The organism is Larkinella terrae, from assembly GCF_009668025.1.
In the GTDB taxonomy this organism is placed as follows: domain Bacteria; phylum Bacteroidota; class Bacteroidia; order Cytophagales; family Spirosomataceae; genus Larkinella; species Larkinella terrae.
In genome coordinates this window covers 1-22120 of record NZ_WJXZ01000007.1, presented here as the reverse complement: position 1 = coordinate 22120, position 22120 = coordinate 1, and the positions used below count along the sequence as shown (strand labels likewise).

Annotated in this window: 16 protein-coding genes and 1 rRNA gene; 4 read left to right on the top strand and 13 right to left on the bottom strand. The window is 50.0% G+C overall.

What is annotated here, in order from left to right:
- Window positions 1–5: 5 nt before the first annotated feature.
- Entirely contained in the window at window positions 6–806 is an 801-nt protein-coding gene (locus GJJ30_RS12965; RefSeq protein ID WP_310588240.1) for a glycosyltransferase, read from the top strand.
- A gap of 85 nt (window positions 807–891) precedes the next feature.
- Here GJJ30_RS12965 and GJJ30_RS12960 read toward each other — a convergent pair whose 3' ends face one another.
- The 12 genes from GJJ30_RS12960 to GJJ30_RS12905 all read right to left on the bottom strand — a co-directional run bounded on the left by GJJ30_RS12960 (window position 892) and on the right by GJJ30_RS12905 (window position 16898).
- Window positions 892–4419: a carbohydrate-binding protein gene (locus GJJ30_RS12960; protein ID WP_154175590.1), complete on the bottom strand. Its 3528-nt coding sequence runs from the start codon at window positions 4417–4419 to the stop codon at window positions 892–894.
- Window positions 4420–5543: 1124 nt separating this feature from the next.
- Window positions 5544–6743, bottom strand: coding sequence for a glycosyltransferase family 2 protein (locus tag GJJ30_RS12955; RefSeq protein ID WP_154175589.1), 1200 nt, complete (start codon window positions 6741–6743; stop codon window positions 5544–5546).
- Between the two features lie 12 nt (window positions 6744–6755).
- Window positions 6756–7709: a glycosyltransferase family 2 protein gene (locus GJJ30_RS12950; RefSeq protein ID WP_154175588.1), complete on the bottom strand. Its 954-nt coding sequence runs from the start codon at window positions 7707–7709 to the stop codon at window positions 6756–6758.
- Complete coding sequence (locus GJJ30_RS12945) at window positions 7688–8872, bottom strand: sugar transferase (protein WP_310588239.1); 1185 nt, start codon at window positions 8870–8872, stop codon at window positions 7688–7690. The genes GJJ30_RS12950 and GJJ30_RS12945 overlap by 22 nt, the downstream gene beginning before the upstream one ends.
- A gap of 34 nt (window positions 8873–8906) precedes the next feature.
- Window positions 8907–9317 (bottom strand): response regulator transcription factor, encoded by a 411-nt coding sequence (locus tag GJJ30_RS12940; RefSeq protein ID WP_154175587.1) that lies wholly within the window; start codon window positions 9315–9317, stop codon window positions 8907–8909.
- Between the two features lie 310 nt (window positions 9318–9627).
- Complete coding sequence (locus tag GJJ30_RS12935; RefSeq protein WP_154175586.1) at window positions 9628–10002, bottom strand: Hpt domain-containing protein; 375 nt, start codon at window positions 10000–10002, stop codon at window positions 9628–9630.
- A gap of 56 nt (window positions 10003–10058) precedes the next feature.
- A complete protein-coding gene (locus GJJ30_RS12930; RefSeq protein ID WP_154175585.1) occupies window positions 10059–11582 on the bottom strand; it encodes an ATP-binding protein in 1524 nt (507 codons plus the stop codon).
- A gap of 3 nt (window positions 11583–11585) precedes the next feature.
- Window positions 11586–12725 carry an FIST signal transduction protein gene (locus tag GJJ30_RS12925; RefSeq protein ID WP_154175584.1) on the bottom strand — a complete coding sequence of 380 codons (1140 nt, stop codon included), beginning with the start codon at window positions 12723–12725 and terminating at the stop codon, window positions 11586–11588.
- A 466-nt stretch (window positions 12726–13191) separates the two neighbouring features.
- Entirely contained in the window at window positions 13192–13512 is a 321-nt protein-coding gene (locus GJJ30_RS12920) for a hypothetical protein (RefSeq protein WP_154175583.1), read from the bottom strand.
- A gap of 194 nt (window positions 13513–13706) precedes the next feature.
- Window positions 13707–14963 (bottom strand): NAD(P)/FAD-dependent oxidoreductase, encoded by a 1257-nt coding sequence (locus GJJ30_RS12915; RefSeq protein ID WP_154175582.1) that lies wholly within the window; start codon window positions 14961–14963, stop codon window positions 13707–13709.
- Window positions 14960–15961 (bottom strand): 4-hydroxyproline epimerase, encoded by a 1002-nt coding sequence (locus GJJ30_RS12910; protein ID WP_154175581.1) that lies wholly within the window; start codon window positions 15959–15961, stop codon window positions 14960–14962. Before GJJ30_RS12910 ends, GJJ30_RS12915 begins: the two co-directional genes overlap by 4 nt.
- A 25-nt stretch (window positions 15962–15986) precedes the next feature.
- Window positions 15987–16898, bottom strand: coding sequence for a dihydrodipicolinate synthase family protein (locus GJJ30_RS12905; RefSeq protein WP_154175580.1), 912 nt, complete (start codon window positions 16896–16898; stop codon window positions 15987–15989).
- A 212-nt stretch (window positions 16899–17110) separates the two neighbouring features.
- Here GJJ30_RS12905 and GJJ30_RS12900 point away from each other — a divergent pair, with 212 nt between their 5' ends.
- The 3 genes from GJJ30_RS12900 (at window position 17111) to GJJ30_RS12890 (ending at window position 21952) form a co-directional block, all read left to right on the top strand.
- On the top strand, window positions 17111–17974 hold the full coding sequence (locus GJJ30_RS12900; protein WP_154175579.1) for an AraC family transcriptional regulator: 864 nt from the start codon (window positions 17111–17113) through the stop codon (window positions 17972–17974).
- 4 nt (window positions 17975–17978) lie between these two features.
- Window positions 17979–20165, top strand: coding sequence for a S9 family peptidase (locus GJJ30_RS12895; protein ID WP_154175578.1), 2187 nt, complete (start codon window positions 17979–17981; stop codon window positions 20163–20165).
- A 140-nt stretch (window positions 20166–20305) separates the two neighbouring features.
- Window positions 20306–21952 carry a M1 family metallopeptidase gene (locus GJJ30_RS12890; RefSeq protein ID WP_154175577.1) on the top strand — a complete coding sequence of 549 codons (1647 nt, stop codon included), beginning with the start codon at window positions 20306–20308 and terminating at the stop codon, window positions 21950–21952.
- Between the two features lie 47 nt (window positions 21953–21999).
- Here the strand turns inward: GJJ30_RS12890 and rrf are convergent.
- A 5S ribosomal RNA gene (gene rrf / locus GJJ30_RS12885) occupies window positions 22000–22111 on the bottom strand.
- Between the last annotated feature and the right edge of the window lie 9 nt (window positions 22112–22120).

Genomic DNA, 22120 nt, shown 5'->3' with positions numbered 1-22120 from the left:
TTTTAATGCTTTTCCAATACAACGCTATGACGGCTCTTAAAAATCATTTCCCGGACGTTACACTACTGATCACGCACTACAACAGAAGCAGTTCGTTGGAGCGTTTGTTAAAGTCTTTTCGAGATTTGAAATGTTCGTTTGGGGAAATTATCGTCTCGGATGATGCCAGCAAACCGGAGCACCAGCAAGCGATTCAGAAAATGCTGGAAACGTACGAATTCCGTTTAGTAGGAACTCCCAAAAATAAGGGATTAGCCAACAATCTTAACAAAGGACAGGAAGCCGTTAAAACGCCGTATACGCTCTATGTGCAGGAAGACTTTGTTCCCAAGCCGACGTTTGCTGAACTGTTCAGTGAGGCACTGCTGATCATGAAACAGGAAGCCGATCTGGATATTGTGCGCTTCTACGCTTACTTTGCGTATCCCTATCTAACGCCGTATATAAAGCATTTTTCGCAGATGAATTATAAACCCTGGTACAGTGATTACAACAAGATTTATTATTACAGCGACCATCCTCATTTACGGAGAAGTACTTTCCTGAATAAATTCGGCAAATACGTGGAAGGAATCAAATCCGATAAAGCCGAATACCTCATGTGTCTTTCTTTTATCCGGAAGAAAGGAAAAGGTCTTTTTCTGACCGATTATAGTTCCATGTTCGATCAGATCAACTCATCAGATGAACCCAGTACGGTTACGCGGAACAACTGGCGACAGCAAAGCAACAATCCTTTTATTAGCCTCGCCCGAACGGTTTATCGCCAAATCAAATACAATTACGATCTGCATTTAGCTCCTTAATTTTCATCTTAATTGTTGGCAAATAAAAACCGCCATCCGAATTTCGGATGGCGGTTTTGTATTCCCAAATCACTCTATAAACCTACTATTTCATCTTAATGATTTTGCGGAAAGCGCGGTCGTTGCCCTGCTTGATTTCGAGAATATAAACGCCGGTTGGCAACGAAGAAACGTCGATTTTTCCCGTAAAAGCCGCTTCATTCTTGTCGATATTTATTTCTTTGTGCAGCGTTCCAAGCGTCGCGCTAAACAGTTTTACTTCCAGCTTATTCTCGTTTTCGTTTTGCAGATCAATGCTGATGTAATCAACCGTTGGGTTCGGATACACCTTGATCGCATTGTGCAGTTGAGTGCTTTCCGCCGATCCCAGATTCTTATCAACACCAACCCGGGCGCTCCCGCCGTTATCGACCACTACATCGGCCGACGTTACAAAAACCGGTGTTTCCGTTACGGTCATGGTCAGCTTCCCCTGCGTGGTGCTCACCAGTTGCATATCCATTGCGTTGCTGCCCGCTTTCGGCGTGTACACTTTGGCCTGCGTTGCCGTTCCCAGATCCAGTGTGTACGAAGCCGTCCGGCCAATTTCGTCGGGAACCACCAGCATGTAGGCTGATTTTCCGTTCAGTTCGTACCGATCCACGATGGGATTGTTGCTCAGCGTTTGCTTGTAAACAAATTCGCCAAACGCCTTTTTAGTCTGATAAATGAAATCGCCGGCGGGTTTGCGGGTTTTGTCGGTATTGATTAAACCCATCGACGCAAACTGGCCGGGGCTGGGCGCATAATCGTCGTAAACCTGATACAGGAATACTTTTTCAACACCCGAGCGGGCATACAGTAACGACGTCCGCAGAATCCAGTCGGCCTGGGTTTGCAATACGGACTTGTTACCGATCGCAATGGCTTTCAACGGACTTCCCTGGTTCACATCGTAACCGGCTTCGCTCATCCAGACCGGCATATCCTTCACGTACTGGTACGCCATCTGAACATAACCCTTGGCGACGTCGGCCGTAATGGCGACTTCAGGAGCTGCTCCGCGCGTCGACGTACCGCTTTGCAGGGAGTTCGCGTTGTCCGAATACAGGTGGTAGTTGATCACATCCCAGCACAGGTTCACCGAGCCATCTGCTTTGTAGCCCCGGTATTGGCGGCACCATTCCACCATTGCCCGGACGTAATCCGCACCGGTGGTTGCTCCGGCCAAACCGGCCATTACCACTTTCACATTCGGATCGGCATTTTTCACGCCCACGCCCGGTCCCATCGTATTCTTGTGTCCGTCGTAAAAAGCGGACAGGTTCGCAGCGTATTCGTAAGCGGTTTGGTAACCTTTGCGGCCTTTCCACCATTTATCCCGCTCATTGTCGCACTCAATATACTTGATGTAACCCAGGCCGATTTTTACAGTATTGATACCGTCTCCGTTCCAGCGCTGGGCCGAATTGACCTTCATCAACGACGGATCGACGTTGGGATTGTAACCGTAGCGACCGATGTACTGGAAGGCAACTTTGGCCTGCTCGATGTACGAAAGAGGGCTTGAAAAGTCTTTCCCGAAGCGAACCGGTACGTTTTCCGAATCGCGCTCGCCATCCGGATACGTGGCCTGCAACCACGGTGGAATGGTTTTCAAACACGCCAGCACCTCGACCCCTTCCGCCTTCAGGCGTTCGTACAATAAGTCATAGTTCCAGCTGCCACTGTGGGTCGGGTTAAACGTGTAACCGCCTTCGGTCGACTCCAGTTTTTCCCAGTCCATGTAATGCCGAATGCCCGTAAACGTTTTGAGCGCCGTCAGTTTCGACTCATCGACCAGCGACGACTGCGCGTCCTCAACGTCCCACTCGAAAGCATTGATGTGCATGACATCCTTCAGTTTGATGGATTTCAGGGGAGCCGGTGTTACCGGATTGGTTGGGGGTGTATACGAACCGTACAATTCGATTTCGGTCGGATAACCCCACCAGGCGTTGATGACCAGATAACGGGCGTTGGTGATGGGCGTATTCAGCAAAAATTTAGCATCACCAGTAGCCTGCCGATTGGGGTCCGGTCCCACCCAGTTATTGTATTCCTGTCCGGTAAAGGTCGCGACAGGAATCCGCTGCCACTGGTCGGTGATGACCGACAGGGTCATGGGTTTATCGGTCATCGTCCCTTCACCATCGTAAAATTTAACCCCTTTCAAATTGAACTGCTCACCGGGTAGCAACGGGTAATAGGCATCAAAGTTTTCCAGAATTTTTCCATAACCGGTATTCACAACCACGTTGGTTACGCCGTCGAACAAACCGTCCATTCCGTACGTGATGTTGTTGAGCTGATACCATCTTTTGGGATCGATCGTAATTTTGGTACCCAGCGTGCCCGTTGTCGACGGGGGTGGTGTAATCGGCGCGGCCTGAATGACCTGCGTGCGAACTACATTAGCGGCCGCCGTGTAATTGCTGTTCCCGGCTTGTGAAGCGGTAATATTCGCCGTTCCGGCTGCAACGACCGTTGCTTTCCAGCTACCCGTGCTGTTGGAAACCGAAACAATGGACGGATTGGAGGAGGCAAACGTGATCGGTGTCTGGGTATTGTTGCTGGTAGCCACCAGATTAAAAGGTGCATCGCCCACGGTTTTGTCGGGCAGAGCCGCGAACGTGATGGTGGACTGCGTCGGTGGCGGGGTTAGACTGATGACTTCAAACCAGTTGAAATTCCAGCCACCCAGCAAAGCGTTAATCCGAATGATCTGATCACCGGCAGTCAAGTTACAGGTTCCGCTGACGGTTGCCCAGGTTTGCCAGCCGCCCGTCGGACTCACCGTCACTGTACTCAATACTGTACCCGAAGCGGTTTTGATCTGGATTTTACCGTCACCGCCGTAACTCCGGGCTACTCTGAAATTGAATTTATACGAACCGTTGAAAGGCACCCGGACATTGTAATCCATCCAGTCGTTATCATCGATCCAGCCCACATCTTCTCCTCCGCCCGTATCCGAGGTGGTTTCGGGTTTAACATCGCTGGCTAAATCATAACTTTCGGCTTCAATTTTAGCCGGGACGGCTCTGGCGGCTGCCACTTCAAACCAGTTGAAATTCCAGGCGCCCTGTTTGGCGAAAACGCGCAAAATCTGGTCACCGGCGGGTAAGGTAGCGATCATATTGACCGTGGTCCATCCCTGCCAGCCACCGCTCTGGGGAACGTTCAGCGTTCCCAGTACCACGCCGGTCGAACTGCGCAGTTCCAGTTTGCCGTCCGGCTGGCCCGTCGCCAGACGAAATTTCAGGGTATAAATGCCGGCGGTTGGAACGTTGACGTTGTAATCCATCCAGTCATTCATTTCAATCCAGCCCACGTTCAGTCCTCCGCCCGTATCCGACGTGTTTTCCGTATTGACACCGCTCATGGCATCGTAACTTTCGGCTTCAATTTTTCCCGGCAGCGCTCTGAAGTTAGTCAGCGCATTTAGCGAAATACCATAAAACTGAGTTTTTCGGGCAGCCAGTAAACTGGAATAGCTATCTAGAAAAGATCCCTTTTCAAGTGGTTCGGCAACACCTATAAAAACGATAAAAGATGCAATCAATAAGGTACAGAGAAGTAATTTTTGTTTCATATTGTAAGTATTAATACAGGACTTATTGAATAAAATTCACATAAAGAGTAAAATTCACTGAAAGAATTTCACTTATTATAGTGTTGAAGTACTCAAAAATCATACCGGTTTTTAACCAGCTTTTAATATTTTATTTACGGATTCAAGACTTGGTTACCAGACAAAATAGTATTTCGAAACACCCCGAAAAACCACCATAATCAGCTAAAATATAGGACAATAACTTACTCATCCTGATTAAAATAGGAAAATATTATTGCGCCCAGCCCCAGCTTATTTTGATAGAGATTAAATTAATCTTATCAATTTTATTACTCCTGACTTTTTTTTGAAAAATGGATTATCTGCTACAGTTTGGCACGCCGGTTTGTTGATTTGCGCACAACCGATTTTATATAGGTTGGGCAAAGCGGCAAGTCTGGTTTAATCACAAATCTCAGTAATGATTCAATGGTTATGCGATTGCGCAGCGATTGAACCCGCTTCTATTGATAAAAAGCCAATTTTAAAAGTCGGGGAGTTGTACCGGAGGCTGGATAGAATCATTAAAAATAGCTAAACGAGAAGGCAAAGCCTAATTTCCTCACGGACGGAAGTAAACTGCCCATCCCAACCCATTCAGAATTTGGCAGCGGGGTTAGATATCGAAACGGAAAAATTGTACATTATATAGTCTGGCAAATAGGACATTTCCGGTGATAGAATAAAAAACCGCTTCCGTACATTAAATTAAATTTTAATTACTCGTTCAATAGTTGTACAAATAATTATTTAATTGTCGGCAAATAACAGACAAAATAAATTAACCGCACAAGAACGTTTCTTTCGTAGAAAAAGTCATTTACTGATCAATAGTAAGTGACTGTCTAAAATTCAAATTTTCCCTTTCTTCGGTCGGCCCCCAACCCCCTAAAGGGGGCTTTAAAATGCCGATTAAAGCCCGGCACCGGCCGCCCGGCCTTTAGGGGGTTGGGGGCACCATAGAAAACATGATTTACTATTTTTGGACAATCTCTAAGAGTAAGTAATAGTCGTTACGATTTTAGAATCGCCTGTTATTTCTCCGGGAGGTATGAGCAGGTAGTACTAACAGGTAAATCAGGGAGGTATAACGAAGTTGTGGGTCAAATGCCCATCTCATCGGCCCGGCGGACTTTTTCCCAGGTTCCGGACTGAGCGCCTTTCAAATACCGCGCCAGTCCCGCCAGAATGCACGCATTCATGAAGGTAAAGTAAAAAGGGATAAAAACCGCTGCCCATTTTAACCGCTTTTTCTCTAACCCGTAGCCCACCCAAGCGGCAGTGTAAAAAAGGCACTGGAGAATAAATAGGGCCGACCAGCCGTGTGCCCAGGGAGAGGGCGACGAAAAAGCTTCGATGGCCAGGTACGCATTCGCGAGCAGAATCAGTGGCAGACAAAACGGCACCAGCGCCCATCGCATCACCCGGTGCGAAACGTACTCGAAGGTGAGCCAGCCATACCGAAACGGATTCAGCAGGTATTTGAGACGCACCATCGACTGAAAACCGCCCGCGGCAATCCGTATTTTCCGCTTCTGTTCGTCAACAATCGAGAACGAAGGGCGTTCCATGGCGAAAGCTTCCGGCTCATAAGCCACCCGGTATCCTTGTCCGGCAATTCGCAGGGAAATGACAAAATCGTCGAGAATGGTATCTGTTTCAACCGGTTCGTATAGTTCCGTCCGAATGGCAAATAATTCACCGGCGGCCCCCACAATGGTGTACAATTCCGAATCGAGTTGTTTAAGCAGGGATTCGTATTTCCAGTAGAGCCCCTCGCCCGAACCGGCCGCCGACTCGCTGGCATTGGTCAGAATCCGCTTTTCGCCCGCTACGGCTCCCACTTCCGGGTCCCGAAAATGACTGACAATTTTTTCAACCGCCTGCGTATTCAGGATCGTGTTGGCATCAGTGAAAATAGCCAGTGGCGTGGTTACCTGCTGCATGGCCCGGTTCATGGCGGCTACTTTGCCCAGGCGCTCCGTGCCCCCCAGAATTTTTACTCTTGAGCCATACTCAGAAAGCAGAAATTCAGCAGAACCGTCCGTCGATCCTTCGGTGACGAATAAAAACTGAATCCGATCGGGAGAATACGTTTGACCCAACGAGTTGGCCACTTTGAGCGGCAGGAAAGCCCTCTCGTTGTAAGCCGGAATAATCAACGTTACGTCGGGCATAAAAGCCGTGTCGGTCTTCAAAACCGGTCGCTGCCCCCGAATCCGAATCAGAATCCATACAATCAACGCGTATCCGAAGTACGTATAAAGGACGATACAGCCACAGGCTGCCAATACGATTTCCATAAAAAAGAGTCGTTAAACACCCGCAATCACGGGCGGGAAAACTTCTTTTTCCGGTCGGTGAATCTTATTCGTAAAATGCCAGAGGACGGCATTTTTCAGCGCGACGAGATACGCCGTTTGTCGTTTAACGGCATAAACGATTGCCGCTTTGGTGAGCGCAAAACAGAAGTAATACAGGACGAAGAAAAACAACGGAAAACCGCTGACATTTCTCCGCATGAACAATAAGCGGTTTCGCGTGTGGTAATAAACCTTCATGGGATTGGTTTTACCCACGCTGATCGATTCCTTGTGGTAAATCAGGGCCGAAGCCTGGTAATAAATCTGAAAACCGGCCCGCTGAATCTGCATCGACCAGTCCAGTTCTTCGTAATACAAAAAGAACGATTCGTCCATCGCCCCTCCTATCTCAACCGCCCGGCGGCTGGCCATCATGGCAGCGCCGTGGGCAAAATTGGTGAGTCCCGATTTGTCGTGCTGACCGCGATCGGTTTCGCCCAGGCCAATTGACCAGGTGCGGCCCGTATACCGGTTCAATGGATAATAACCGGCGTACTGAATGACGGTCGGGTGATCGTAATAGCGAATTTTGGGGCAGGTAATCCCGATTTTCGGATTGGTTTGGAAAGGCTCCAGCAGTTGATGCAACAGATCCGGCGTCACCTCGGTGTCGTTGTTCAGGAAAAAAAAGTAGTCACCGCTGGCATGTTGCATTCCGAGGTTGTTGCCGCCCGAAAACCCGAGATTGACCGGGCTGACGACGACTTTCACGTTGGGATAATTGCCGCTCATGATGAGATCGGTCGGATCTTCAACGGACGCGTTATCAACCACGATAACTTCAAAACGCGGGTATTTTAACCGCCGGGTCGATTCCAGCAACTGGCAGGTCACCACTGCCTGGTTGTAATTGATTGTAATCAGCGAAATTAGCGGTGCGCTGTCTACACGTTCTCCTTTTGCCATACCGCTTTCAGTGTTCGTATTACAATCATTAAATCGGTCCGGAAGGAGTATTTTTTGGCATAAAGCACGTCGAGTTGAATGCGTTCCTGATCCGAAACGGCGGCTCCGCCCCGCTTGGTCACCTGCCACAGACCCGTCAGACCGGCCGGAGCTGCAAACCGCCGGGCGTATCCCGAAGCAGTCAGTTTCTCGGCTTCGTAAGGCGGCAGCGGCCGGTTGCCAACGAACGACATATCGCCCCGGAGAATGTTATAAAACTGGGGAAGCTCATCAATACTGGTATTACGCAGAATTTTGCCCAGTCGCGTCACGCGGGGATCTTCCTTGAATTTCGAAAACATCGCTTTCGCCTTCTCGTTGCGGAAATACACTTTTTCGCACACCTGCTTGTCGTCCAGAAAAAGCGGACGCTGGCAGGAACCGACCAGCTGGCATTCGTCGCAAATCTGGTCGACCGGTTCTTCCGCTTTTTTCACGTTGTACATATTCTTCGATGCCATGCTGGCCAGCATCTGGTCGGCATCCGTCCGCATCGTCCGGAACTTGTACATGTTGAACACTTTGTAGCCCATGCCCACGCGCTTGGAACCGTAAAAAATCGGACCTTTCGAATCGAGTTTAACCAGAATAGCCACCACCAGCAGAATGGGTGAAATCATCAGCAGCAGGAAAAACGACAGCGTAATGTCGAAAATCCGCTTTCCAATGGGCATTCGCACCTTCGTGTGTTTGTGCTCCCCGCCTTCGCTTTCGACTACCTGCTTTTTCTCCGCATACTGCTTTTTCAGAATCAGATACGACAGGCGCGTTTGAAAAGCCGCTTCGGAATAGCCGTAATGAAAAACATCGGTAACCCGCCCGTGGTATGGCTCGGCACCCAGGTCAATGGAGCCTTCGCCAGTCAGCAAAATGGTTGAAAACCGCCCGGAATTCGGCTTGTCCTTGATCCTGTTCAGAAAAGAAGCACTGTTCAGGCGGTCATTGTAAACCACGAGATCAATCGACGGGTCGGCATCCAGACAAAAGAGAGCTTCTTCCAAACTGGTTACAATCGTAATCGAAGCGGTTTCGCCAAACGCCCGATTAAAAGTCGCGGCCATTTGCGGGTCATCTTCAACGTATAAAACCCGATAAGTTGTTCCGTTTGCTAAAGCCGTCATCATGATGATCGAGAGCTAGGAAGAATCAGAAAGATGGTCAGTTTCCGGTGGAAGACGAGGGTGTAGTGGCACCACTCCGGCGGAGAATCGCGTTGATTTTGGCCCTTACCTCCATCGGGTTGAATGGCTTAATCATATAGTCATCAGCGCCTTGCTCCAGACAAGCAATCTTGGTAGCACTATCGGTGAAGGTGGACAATACGATGATCGGAACCTGACGCAACAACGAACTGGCCCGGATGGTTTTGATCAGGTCCTGGCCGCTCAGGTACGGCATTTGCAAGTCGGTGATAATAATATCGACAGGATTTCCCGCTTCCAACCAATCCATCGCTTCAATCCCGTTATTCAGCGTTGTGATTACAAATTCAGCTTTCAGAGTATGGCGAAGAACTTTACGAATGTACGTATCATCTTCTACAACAAGAACATGGTATTGGTTTTCCATAAAATGAATTGTAACTATTTAAACATTCAAAAGCCGGGTTTGATACGGTGGGTATTCAGTTTCATCAAACCCAGCTATTTGTTCGTAGCAAGTATCATGCGCGCTACCCTTATTGAAGCAACTACAAAAACCGTACTACAATCCTATCTAATTTAATTATTGTCTGATAAATATAACTAATATTCACAAAAAACGAGCCATTTAGCTTGAAAATGAACTTATTTAACTAATATTTAATAATTCTATATCTGATTATCAGAACATTTGAAGCATTGTTATCTGCATATTTTTATTCAATCTAAATCGAGTGCTATTTGGTTAATTCTTTCAATTCAAGTTGCAGGATCGGAGTCATTTTGCTCAGGTTTCGGTTGAAATCCGTACAGGAAATCATGAGTATTTCGGCGTTCGGATTTTCCCTGGCCAGCATTTCAATTTCCCACAGCCTGGTTTCCAGACTGGTCAGTCCCACCATACCCAGCCAGGGCCTCAGTTGGTGCGTTAGTTCGCTCAAACCCTCCCAGTTCTGCGACCCGGTCAGGTTTTCCAGTTCCGAAAAGCTGATCACTACTTCATCCAGAAAAGTCTCGATTGCCGAAATGAGCATTTCGGTATCGTCTTCATAGAGCCGCACCAAGCGTTCACGATCTAAAAAATCGATACCATTGTCGGCGGGATGTTCCATACCTATTGAAAAATAAAGGGTGGATGGGAAATCAGGTGTGGTTTTTTCGGCGGTTTTTAATTCAGCCGGTGGCAATATTTGGCAATCTTCTGAAACAAGTCGTTGGGATTGAACGGTTTCGTTACGTAATCGTTGATCCCGGCGTTAATCGCCCGGTCGCGGTTGCTGTAGGTTGCCGAAGCCGTTAGCGCAATCACCGGAATTTTCGTATCGGTTTCCCGGATCTGCTGCGTCGACGTATATCCGTCCATCACCGGCATTTGCAAGTCCATCAGAATGAGGTCGTAAGAACCCGCCAGGAATTTTTCGAGGCCAATCTGACCATTTTCAGCTACATCGACCACAACTCCCCAGCGGCTCAGGAACTTGAGCGCGACCTTTACATTCACGGGATAATCCTCCACCAGCAAAATCCTGACCCCTTTCAGCGTCTGGTCGTTGATGGTATCCATCAGAGCGTACGACTGCTTGACGCCGGAACTGATGCGTAAATCAAGCTTGAAAGAAAACTTGGCACCTTTTCCTTCCTCACTTTCAACTTCGATCTTGCTGCCGTGCAGTTCCAGTAACCGCTTGGTAATCACCAGTCCAAGTCCGGTTCCACCAAATTGCCGGGTGGTTGCGGAATTGGCCTGCGTAAACATTTCGAAAATAGCCTCCTGCTTTTCGGGCGCAATGCCGATCCCGGTATCCTGCACCGAAACGTAAATCGAGGCCACTTCGTCATCCTTATGGAGCAGCGACAATTCGATGGTAATCGTACCTTTTTTGGTAAACTTGATGGCGTTGGAAACCAGGTTGGACAATACCTGACCAATCCGCAGCGAATCGCCCAGCAGCGAATCGGGAATGTCGTCGTCCACCATCAGTTTGATCCGGGTGCCGTTTTCCTCCGCTTTGAACTGATGTGCCCGTTTGATATTGGAAACCAGGTGTTTAAAGTCAAAACTAGCTTCTTCCAGATCAACTTTGCCCGCTTCAATCTTGCTGAAATCCAGAATGTCGTTGATCAGGGCCTGCAGGTGTTCAATCGAAAACTGCAGGGTTTTGAGATTTTCCGCCAGTGTTGGTGACACCTCTTCCTGGCTCATCAGGTAGGTCATGCCGACAATACCGTTGAGGGGCGTCCGGATTTCGTGGCTCATCATGGACAGAAAATCCGATTTGGCCAGGGTTGCATTTTCGGCAATTTCTTTAGCCGTCCGCAGTTCGTTCTCGATCTGCTTGCGGTTTTCAATCTGCTTTTGCAGAAAATCGACCAGCGCAACCAGGTTTTCGGGTCCGAAAACCGGCATTTCATCATCGCCCGGAATTTCCATCGATTTGATGGCTTCGATCAGTTTTTCTTCCGACTGCCGACGCTGACTGATTTCCTCCTTCAGCTTGAGATTGATCGTCGCATACTCTTTTTCGTTCAGAAGCGCTGAATGTTCGAATAACTCCTTGTCCCGATCGAAGTTCCGGTAAGAGTCGTTGACGGCTTTTACAAAATGCTGAAACCGTTCGTGTTGCAGGCATTCGTCCGTCAGATGCTTGTTGATTTGTCGGGCAAGCAGTTTATGAAGGTCAGTTGTTTCCATGGATCAATTCTCAGAAAAGACCGTTACGGTCATCGTTTGGTTGTGCAGTTCGCACCGGGCGCTGGATTGTAAAGGCGAAATCTCGCCGTACGAATAAAAACCGGTCATCACCGCATTGTTCCCGAATACTTCCCGGGCCGCTTCCACTTCTTCTTCAGTCCGCTGCCCCAATACCAGTTTCCGGCCGATACAGCTAACCAGGATCGCCAGTTCGGGCGCAAAATGCAGTTGGTTCATGGACGTATTGGCCGCCGTAGCCGAGGCATCGATGAGTCGGTCAAAATTGGCCTTCATAAACCGCACCAACGCTTTTTCGGGCATTTCACCCGCAAAGGTCATACTTTTGGTTTCCTCGTCAATCGCCAGAATGGTTCTTACCAGCGGTTCGGATTCGGCCGTTGTCCGCATCGACAGCGGGAACAGCAGGGCCGCCGACGGTAAACTTTCGGCGTATTTCCCTAAATATTCCTTGTATAAATCCAGCGCATGCTTGTCATCGATCTGATACAGAACATTATACGTTGCCTTAGTCACTTCGCGTTCCGGCCCGAAAACATCCCAGCCGCCCATCGAGCCATGCCCGACTTTCAGATCGTGGCCGTAAAAACCGATGCCGACAATTTTACCGGCCGCCGGATTCTGGTTGAGTCCCACCACGGTCCGTTCAAACCGGGCGCCATCTCCGGCTAAACCGCCCGATACGGGAACCGGCTGTTTCAGCAGTTGATTGAGCGCTTCGATCAGGTCGCTCCCGTTTACCCAACTGCCATCGGAAATCAAAAACAACGCTGACAGATCCGGTGCGTCCAGGGCTTCCGCGATTTTCTCGCCCGCCTTGTAACTTTCAGTGTGTTTACTAATATCGATTTGAACCGTCCGAACAGCGGTTTTTTCAAACTCAATAGCCGTCACAATAATCGAATCATCGTGCACCTTATCGAGGTAAATTTCACCGGAAGTTGAATTAATGACGATGTCGGCATTCGGATAACGCGCCCGAAGCTGGTCGTATAAATCAAATCGTTCCAATAAAAACCGTTCACCGAACGCCAGTACCAACTGCACATTATCAGCCAAAAAACCCGGCGTTTCCGATATAAAATTCCACGCCTGATCTTTGTAAACAGATTGATTCAGTTTCATTTGTGTATATCAATTGAGTTATGGTAGTGCAGTGGGAGTTAAAGTGGCAAGAATTGAATGTAACTAAGTAGTTTCCTGCAATAAGTGTACTAAATGAAACTAAATGGTAACTTTTTGTCTATGGATGCGAAAATTTCTTTAAAATATTGGACGCGGTCTGGGAAATGGCACTTTAGACATGCCGACAATGGCATTCAACGCGCTAAAAACTTGGCGGAATCATATGCCACAAAACGCCCTGGCGCTGATTTCAGGCGGTTTCCTTGGAATGATACCCGTGAATAACCGGTTGTGAGCAACAGCTATTTTTCTTGAAAGGAAGCGGGAGGTGTAGATGGTCAGTGCCTAATTATCAGACAACAGGTATACGCAAATATCGTGCTAAACCTACTTACGAATCAGAAAGCCTTCATTTTATCCGGAAACCGGGAAAACTGCTAAAACCGCCGGGAGCTGTTGGAAATGGTTAGGACTGCGTTTTGAGAGGCAGTTCGGTTTGGTAAATATCGGCAAAGCATTCCTGGAGTTCATGCACGTAATGCAAATACCGGCGGGTGCTCACGCACAGCCAGCAATTCAGGCCGGGGACCAGTTTCAAATCCTGAAAAAACCAGAAATGGCGGGCGGAATCCGGCCGAAAGCCGAACAGGGTCAACCATTGCTTGGTCAACCGAATGGGTTGGGGACGGTGATGCGGCAGGATTTCCTGCAGGAGTTTTTCCGTAAAAAGCGTCGGTTCATTTCCGACGTAATAATATCGGCCAACTTCTGGCGGGCTGATTTTCATGGCATGGGATAGTTATAGTCTATAACTACACAAAAGTAGAGCGTTTCTGTCAATTCCGTCAAGCAGAATCGAAAATGGCAAGATACTATTTTTTCAATAAGTTGATAACTACTTGTTAGTTAACGGTTTTTATAAACATTATTATCTATAAACGGCTTTTTTTGTTCGGGAAACCGTACATTCTTGAAATTTTCTCAGGAATTTGCCGCAAATCGCTTCGGATTGAACGGAGTTAAATCCATTTCCGGCGTCTTATTTTCAATGCAATCCGCCACTAATTTTCCCGAAGCCGGTCCCAGACTTACGCCCATCATGCCGTGCCCGGTCGCCATCGTTAGATTCTCAAAACCCGAAACCCGGCCCAGATAGGGCAAACCGTCGGGCGAGCAGGGCCGCAAACCGCTCCAGACTTTCGACACGTCCGGCAATTCAGCGGGCATATCAGGGTAATAGTTTTGAATGGAATTGACAATGCCCCGCACGCGGTTCATGTTGACCGACAGATCCGTTCCAGCCACTTCGAGGGTCCCGGCAAACCGCAGATCTGCACCCATCGGCGTGGCCGTGGCCCGCGCTTCCAGCATAATGGCCGGAACCCGGATATTCGGGCGTTGATTTCGCAGCATAAAACTGTACCCTTTTCCGCCCTGCAACGAAAGCGGAAAGCCCAGCAACCGCGTCAGTTCCGGCGACCAGGCTCCGGCGGCAATCACCAGCTCGTCGATGGAATGCTCGCCCGAAACCGTTCGCACGGATGTAATCCGCGAACCAGTCTGACCAAAACCGCTTACCTCCTGCCGTTCCAGCAGCGTCACTCCGCGCTTTTTCAGGTACGTAACCAGCGAGCGAATCAACTGCCCGGGGCTCAGATGGGCGTCGCCGGGATAAAAAACCGCCCCCCGCACATTCACACGGACATCCGGCTCCAGATCCTGAACCTGCGCACCCGACAACTGCCGCGCTTCAATCCCGGCCAGGTTGGCGACGTCCGCTTCTTCGGTCATTTCATGTTCGGTAGCCGCGTTTTTATACAACATCAGCAAGCCGACTTCCTGCCAGCCAAACGATAAATCGCCGGATCCGGCCAGTTCCTGGTACAATTTTTTACTCAACAAACTGATGTCGCGCAGCGCCGGAATCGAGCGCTCCACATGTTCGGGCGTCGAATGTTTGTAGAACAGCCAGCCCCAGCGCAACAGGTCGGCGTTTAGGCGCGGTTTGATGTAAAACGGACTGGTCGACTTCAGTAACATCCGCATTCCTTTCGCCACCATACCCGGCTGCGCCAGCGGAATAATGTGGCTCGGCACAATCATGCCCGCATTCCCGAACGAACAGCCGTCGGTCAGCGTGTTTCGATCAAAAACCGTTACTTTATACCCCGCTTTGTCGAGGTAGTAAGCTGAAAATAAACCAATTACACCTCCGCCAATTATCCCGATGTGCTTCATATTACCTGAAAACCGTGGACGTACGGATCGTCTTCGTCCAGAATGATGTGATTAAAACCGTGGATGATCGCCCAGCCTTCGATGCTCGGCACAATGGCCGGTTTTCCCGCCAACTCGGTTTCCTGCTCGATCCGGCCCGTAAAAATGGAACCGATGATGCTTTCGTGAACAAAATCCTGACCCGGTTTTAACCAGCCCTTGGCGTACCATTGCGCCAGTCGGGCTGAGGTTCCGGTGCCGCAGGGCGAACGGTCAATGGCTTTGTCGCCGTAAAAAACCGCATTGCGGGCCGTGGAAGTAGCCGCCAGTGGCTCGCCGGTCCACAAAATATGGCTCAAGCCGTTGATGGTCGGATTTTCGGGATGCACAAATGTATATTGCTCGTTCATCCGCTGCCGCATTACCCGCGCCCAGGCAATGAGTTGCTCCGCTTTGTAATGCTGCAAACCGGGAAAATTCGGTTGCGGATCAACGATGGCGTAGAAATTACCGCCGTAAGCCACATCGACCGTCAGAGTTCCCAGGTCCGGGCAGTCGACGGTCAGGTTTTCGGCCGCCAGATACGATTTGATATTGGTGATTTTCACTGATTTCACCTTGCGACCCTCCTGCCGGTATTCGACCCGCACCAGACCGGCGGGCACTTCCAGATTCAGGACGCCCGGCGTTTTGGGCACCACGAGCCCCTGTTCAATCGCGACCGTCACGGTTCCGATGGTTCCGTGGCCGCACATGGGCAGGCAGCCCGAGGTTTCGATAAACAGCACCCCCACGTCGTTGGCGGGGTCGCTGGGCGGGTACAAAATACTGCCCGACATCATATCGTGCCCACGCGGTTCAAACATCAGGCTCTTCCGAATCCAGTCGTAGTCGCGCAGAAAATGCTGGCGTTTTTCGCTCATCGTCGCCCCCGTCAGGTGCGGAATGCTGCCGCCCGTCACCACCCGAACCGGATTGCCGCAGGTGTGGGCATCGATGCAATAAAAGTTGTAGTTCATAAAACCGTATAACCGAAAACCATGCTTAAACCGCTTGCAAAACGGGCCGGGTTGCCAGTGCAGCTTCGATGACGGCCAGTACGCGCGTCCGTTCTTCGCCCACCAGCGTCAGTCGCGGAGCCCGAACGTATTCCGAGCCAATTCCCGTTGCGGCTGCGGCTAACTTAATGTATTGCACCAGTTTAGGCTGAATATCCAGCTCCAGCAAGGGCATAAACCAGCGGTAAATAGCAAGCGCTTCCTGAATCCGTCCGGCGTTGACCAGTTCAAAAATAGCAACGGTTTCCTGCGGAAACGCATCGACCAGACCGGCCACCCAGCCGTCGGCCCCCGACAGCTGCGCTTCCAGCGCCAGCGTATCAACGCCCCCCAGAATGCGATAGCGATCGCCAAATGCATTCCGCATCCGGGTAATGTTGGTCAAATCGCGGGTCGATTCCTTGACCGCCTGAATGTTCGGCAGTTCGGCCAGTTCCTCAAACATGGACACAGTCGTCATGATTTTGTAGTCGACCGGATTGTTGTAAATCATGACCGGCAGCGACGTTTCCTGCGCAACGGTTTTGAAAAACGCGACGGTTTCGCGCGAATCGGCAAAATACCGCATGGGCGGCAGTAACATCAGGCCATCCGCACCGGCGGCTTCGGCTTCACGTGCTCCCCGAACGGCATCCTTCGTAACCGCTTCGGCAACGTTCATGATCACCGGCACCCGGCCGTTGGTGGTTTCCAGGGCGGTTTCCAGCAGGGCCAGTTTTTCCGACCCGCTCAGCGTACTGACCTCGCCCAGCGATCCGGCAATGATCATTCCGTGAACGCCCGCGTCGAGCTGAGCGTGTAAGTTCTTGGCGAACAGCGGCAAATCAAGTTCGTCGTCGGCCGTGAAGGGCGTGAGCAGCGCCGGATAAACGCCTTTCCAGTTTACGTTAATAGCCATAAAATGCAGGATTTTAGCAGAGTTGATTGTCAGGACTCAGGTAAACAAAATTGGCAAAAAGAAGCATGGACAACTTCACAGGAGTTGATTGATAGTAATACTATTTTTGCCAGTTTAGTCATTTCAATGCATTTATTCGACTAATTGTGTACCACTTATTCGTTTTATTACTACTTTGTTCAACTGCGTATCGCTAACTTTTCTCAGACCTGATGAAACCGCTGCTGTTTCGGGTACCTACCGTAGATGACCGCTCGTTTCGGGTGCAGGTCGACGACGGCCCGCATTTTTACGACCGGCTGCATTTTCATCCTGAGTTGCAACTGACCCTGATCAAGGAAAGCGTGGGAACCCAGGTTGTCGGCGACCGCATCGATCGGTTCCGGCCTTACGACCTCCTGCTCCTGGGCGCCAACTTGCCGCATGTATTCCGCAACGATCCGGCTTATTTCGACCCGAAAACCACCCAGCGGTCGCTTTCTTACTCCGTATACCTGCGTCCTGAACATTTGCAGGAATCTTTTTTCGGCCTGCCGGAACTGAATCATCTCAATCAACTTTTTCAGGAAGCCCGGCACGGCGTCCGGATTCGATTCAACGAACCGGTTTCTACCACGACCTATATGGAGCAACTGCATACGCTCCGCCCCTTCGAGCAGTTGATGACTTTGCTGACGGTTTTGGACCGCATGGCTGCCAATCCCAACCGGGAACTCCTGTCGGTGACGGCCTATGAGCAACCCCGCCGACCCGACGATCACCAGCGGCTGGACAATGTCTTTACCTATATTCTGAACCAGTACGCGTCGCCGATCACGCTGGAAGATGTGGCCGCTCAGGCGCATTTGACTCCCAGCGCTTTCTGCCGGTTTTTCCGGCTGCATACCCGAAAAACGTATTCGCAACTGCTGAACGAAGTGCGCATCGAACACGCGTGTCGGCTGTTGCAGGAATCGAAGTTACCCATTAGCCAGATTGCTTTTTCGTGCGGTTATACGAATTTATCCAATTTTAACCGCCAGTTTAAACTCATCAACAACCTGACCCCCGGTCAGTACATTAAAGCTTTATTCTAACCATATGAAACTGATTGTCAGAACATTTTTTTTCAGTTTACTTCTAGTTACCAGCTTAAAAAAGGAATCGGCAGCCCAAGCTCAGGGAGTTCGCTGGACTTCCGATGGCAAGGCTTATCTGTCGGTTAATCGGGAGGCCATCGTCCAGACCGCCGTCATTTCCGGGCAGGAAAAAACCCTGGTTTCCAAAGAACAGTTAACACCCGCTGGTGCCACAAAACCGCTGACTGTGGCCGGTTTTGCCTTTAGCAGCGATTCTGCCACCGTCCTGATTTTCACGAATACCGCCCGGGTCTGGCGGTATAACACCCGTGGTGATTATTACCTGCTCAACCGAAAAACCGGTCAGTTGCGGCAGGTTGGAAAAGGCCAGCCTGGTCAGTCGCTCCTTTACGCGAAGATCTCCCCTGACGGAACCAAAGTTGCGTATGTGAGTAAGAATAATTTATTCGTTGAAGATATTGCAACCGAAAAAACGACTCCGTTAACCACCGACGGTACGCGCAAACGCATCAACGGCACTTTCGACTGGGCTTATGAAGAAGAATTTGGCTGCCGCGACGGTTTTCGCTGGAGCCCCGACAGCAAGCAGATTGCCTATTGGCAGGTTGATGCCAGCACCATCCGTGACTATTTGATGCTCAACACGACCGATTCGGTCTATTCGCGCGTCGTTCCGGTCGAGTATCCCAAAGTCGGCGAATCCCCTTCGCCAGCGCGCATCGGGGTCGTTCCGGCAACCGGTGGCGCAACCCTGTGGCTGGCTATTCCCGGCGATCCGCAGCAGCATTACCTTGTTCGCATGGAATGGTTTCCCAACACCAACGAACTGATTATCCAGCAATTAAACCGAAAACAAAACCGCAGCATCCTTTTCGTCGCCCAGGCCTCCGATGGCTCGGTCGCACCGATTCACGAGGAAACCAGCACCACCTGGATCGACACGAAAGAAAGCTGGAATCGGGGCAATCCGAGCGGCTGGGAATGGCTCGACGGCGGCAAATCGTTCATATGGGTTTCAGAAAAAGATGGCTGGCGGCATTTGTACCAGCTTAGCCGCGACGGTAAAAAGGAAACGCTGCTTACCCCGGGCGCCTTCGACATTGCCACCATCAGCGCCATCGACGAAAAAAACCGGTATATCTACTTCATTGCCTCGCCCAATCAGCCGACTCAGCGGTATTTGTACCGAACGAAAATGGAAGGAAAAGGGAAGCTGGAACGGATTTCGCCCGCCAGTGAAACCGGAACGCATTCGTACGACATTGCTCCCGGCGGCCAGTTTGCACAGCATTCGTTCAATAGCCACCAGGTTCCCCTGAAAACCGAGTGGGTCCGCTTGTCCGATAATCAGGTTATTCGGACCGTTCCCCGCCCCTCTCCGGCAGCACAAACGCCCCGAAATGTTGAGTTTTTTACGGTCAAAACGTCCGATGGAATCACGCTGGATGGCTGGATTCGGAAACCGGTTGCTTTTGACAGTACGAAAAAATATCCGGTGGTTTTCTATGTCTATGGCGAACCGGCTTCCACGACGACCAACGATGTTTTTTCGGCAGGCAGCAATGCGCAATTTGATGGCGACATGGCTAAAGCGGGTTATTGTTACGTTGCGCTGGACAACCGGGGAACGCCCACGCTCAAGGGCGCTGCCTGGCGGAAAGCCATTTACCGGCAGATTGGTCGCATTAACGTCCGCGATCAGGCAATGGGCGCCAAAAAATTGTTCGAACAACGCGCTTACCTGGACACGAGCCGGGTAGCCGTTTGGGGCTGGAGCGGAGGAGGTTCGACCACGCTGCAATTGCTGTTTCAATACCCCGAAATCTATAAAACAGGTATCGCTATTGCCGCCGTTGGCAACCAGCTATTCTACGATAACATCTATCAGGAACGTTACATGGGTTTACCGCAGGAAAACCGGGAAGATTTTGTAGCTGGTTCGCCCATCACCTACGCCAAAAATTTGCGGGGGAATTTGCTGTATATTCACGGAACGGGCGATGACAATGTGCATTACTCCAACGCTGAAGTACTTATCAATGAGCTAATTAAACACAATAAGCAGTTTCAGGTCATGCCGTATCCAAACCGTACGCACAGTATTTCGGAAGGCGAAGGGACGACTAAACATCTCCGCACATTATACACCAACTATTTGTTGAGGTACTGCCCGCCCGGCCCTCGCTAACGTCCCATAAATCAACATTCATATCGTTTTAAACTCAGACAAAAGAAGAAAGAGAATAGATAAGCGACTAACCGGTTAAAAATCAATGAGATAATCTATTAGCTTTTCTCTTTTGTCTAACTGTCTCCTGTAGTTACCCTATGATCAATAAACTAGCTAAAACCGCCTGGCTGTTGCTCGGCCTGTTCCTTTCGGTCGCGGCTTCCGCCCAAAAGTTTGCGTTTACGCACGACGATACCCTGCGCGGTTCCATCACTCCCGAACGGGTCTGGTGGGACCTGGCCTTTTATCATTTGCAGGTAAAACTGAATCCGGCCGACAGCGCAATCAGCGGCAGTACAACCATTCAATACCGCGTTCTGAAACCCAGCCAAACCCTGCAAATCGATTTGCAGCGTCCGCTCAAAGTCCAGAAAGTTGTGCAGGATGGCAAAGAGCTGGCGTTCCGGCAGGACGGCAATGCGTATTTTGTTACGCTTCAGAAAAAACAGGTAACGGGGCAGCAGGAGTCATTGATAGTTTCGTATGCGGGAAAACCGCACGTTGCCAAACGGGCGCCCTGGGATGGCGGTTTTGTCTGGAAACGGGATAAAGCCGGGCAATGGTTTATTGCCACGGCCTGTCAGGGATTGGGAGCCAGCGCCTGGTGGCCGTGCAAGGATCACATGTACGACGAGCCCGACAGCATGCTCATCAGCGTTACCGTGCCGAAAGAATTGACGGATGTGTCGAATGGCCGTTTACGCCGGGTTACCGAAAATGGAGATGGCAGCCATACCTTCGACTGGTTTGTCAGAAATCCCATTAATAATTACGGCGTCAATCTGAATGTGGGCAACTACGTTCACTGGTCAGACACTTTTCAGGGTGAAAAAGGGTCACTGAACCTGGATTTCTATGCGCTGCCTGAACACGAAGATTCGGCGCGTCGGCAATTTCAGCAGGTTAAACCCATGTTGAAAGCCTTCGAACACTGGTTTGGCCCGTATCCATTTTACGAAGACGGTTACAAACTGGTCGAAACCCCCTATTTGGGCATGGAGCACCAAAGTTCAGTTACGTACGGAAACCGCTTTCGAAACGGGTATCTGGGCCGGGATTTGTCCGGAACCGGGTTTGGACTTCTCTGGGATTTCATCATTGTCCATGAGTCTGGCCACGAATGGTTTGCCAACAACATTACGTACAAAGACATCGCCGATATGTGGGTGCACGAGAGCTTCACCAATTATTCTGAAAATCTGTTTACTGAATATTATTACGGAAAAGATGCAGGATCGGCTTATGTTACGGGTACCCGCGCGCTAATCCGAAACGATAGACCTATTGTCGGCTATTACAATGTAAACCGTTCAGGATCAGGCGATATGTATTACAAGGGAGGAAACATGCTGCACACCATTCGACAAATTATCGGAAATGACGAGAAATGGCGGCAAATTCTACGAGGACTCAACCAAACCTTTTATCACCAGACGGTAGAAGGGAAACAGATTGAGGAGTACATTAGTCAACAATCGGGGATTGATTTCCAGAAAGTATTCGATCAATACTTATGCGATTACCGCATTCCAACCCTGGAATATAGAATGGTAAAAAACCGGGTGCAGTATCGCTGGACAAATTGCGTCCCCGGGTTCAATATGCCTTTACGTGTTTGCCTGAATAACGCCGGACCTGAGCAGAATTTACATCCGACAACGGCTTGGCAATTTTTACAAACACCGGGCGTCACTCAATTGACCAGCGATCCAAATTATTATGTGTTTGTCCAGTTGAAACCGTAAGGCCATAAAAAAAGGTCCGTATCGGTGGATACGGACCTGGCATTCTGTGGTGGCGGCAACCTACTCTCCCGGAAGTGACTCCAGTACCATCGGCGTAACGGGGCTTAACGGCTCTGTTCGGTATGGGAAGAGGTGTTCCCCCGCACCCTTGCCACCATCCCAGCTCGT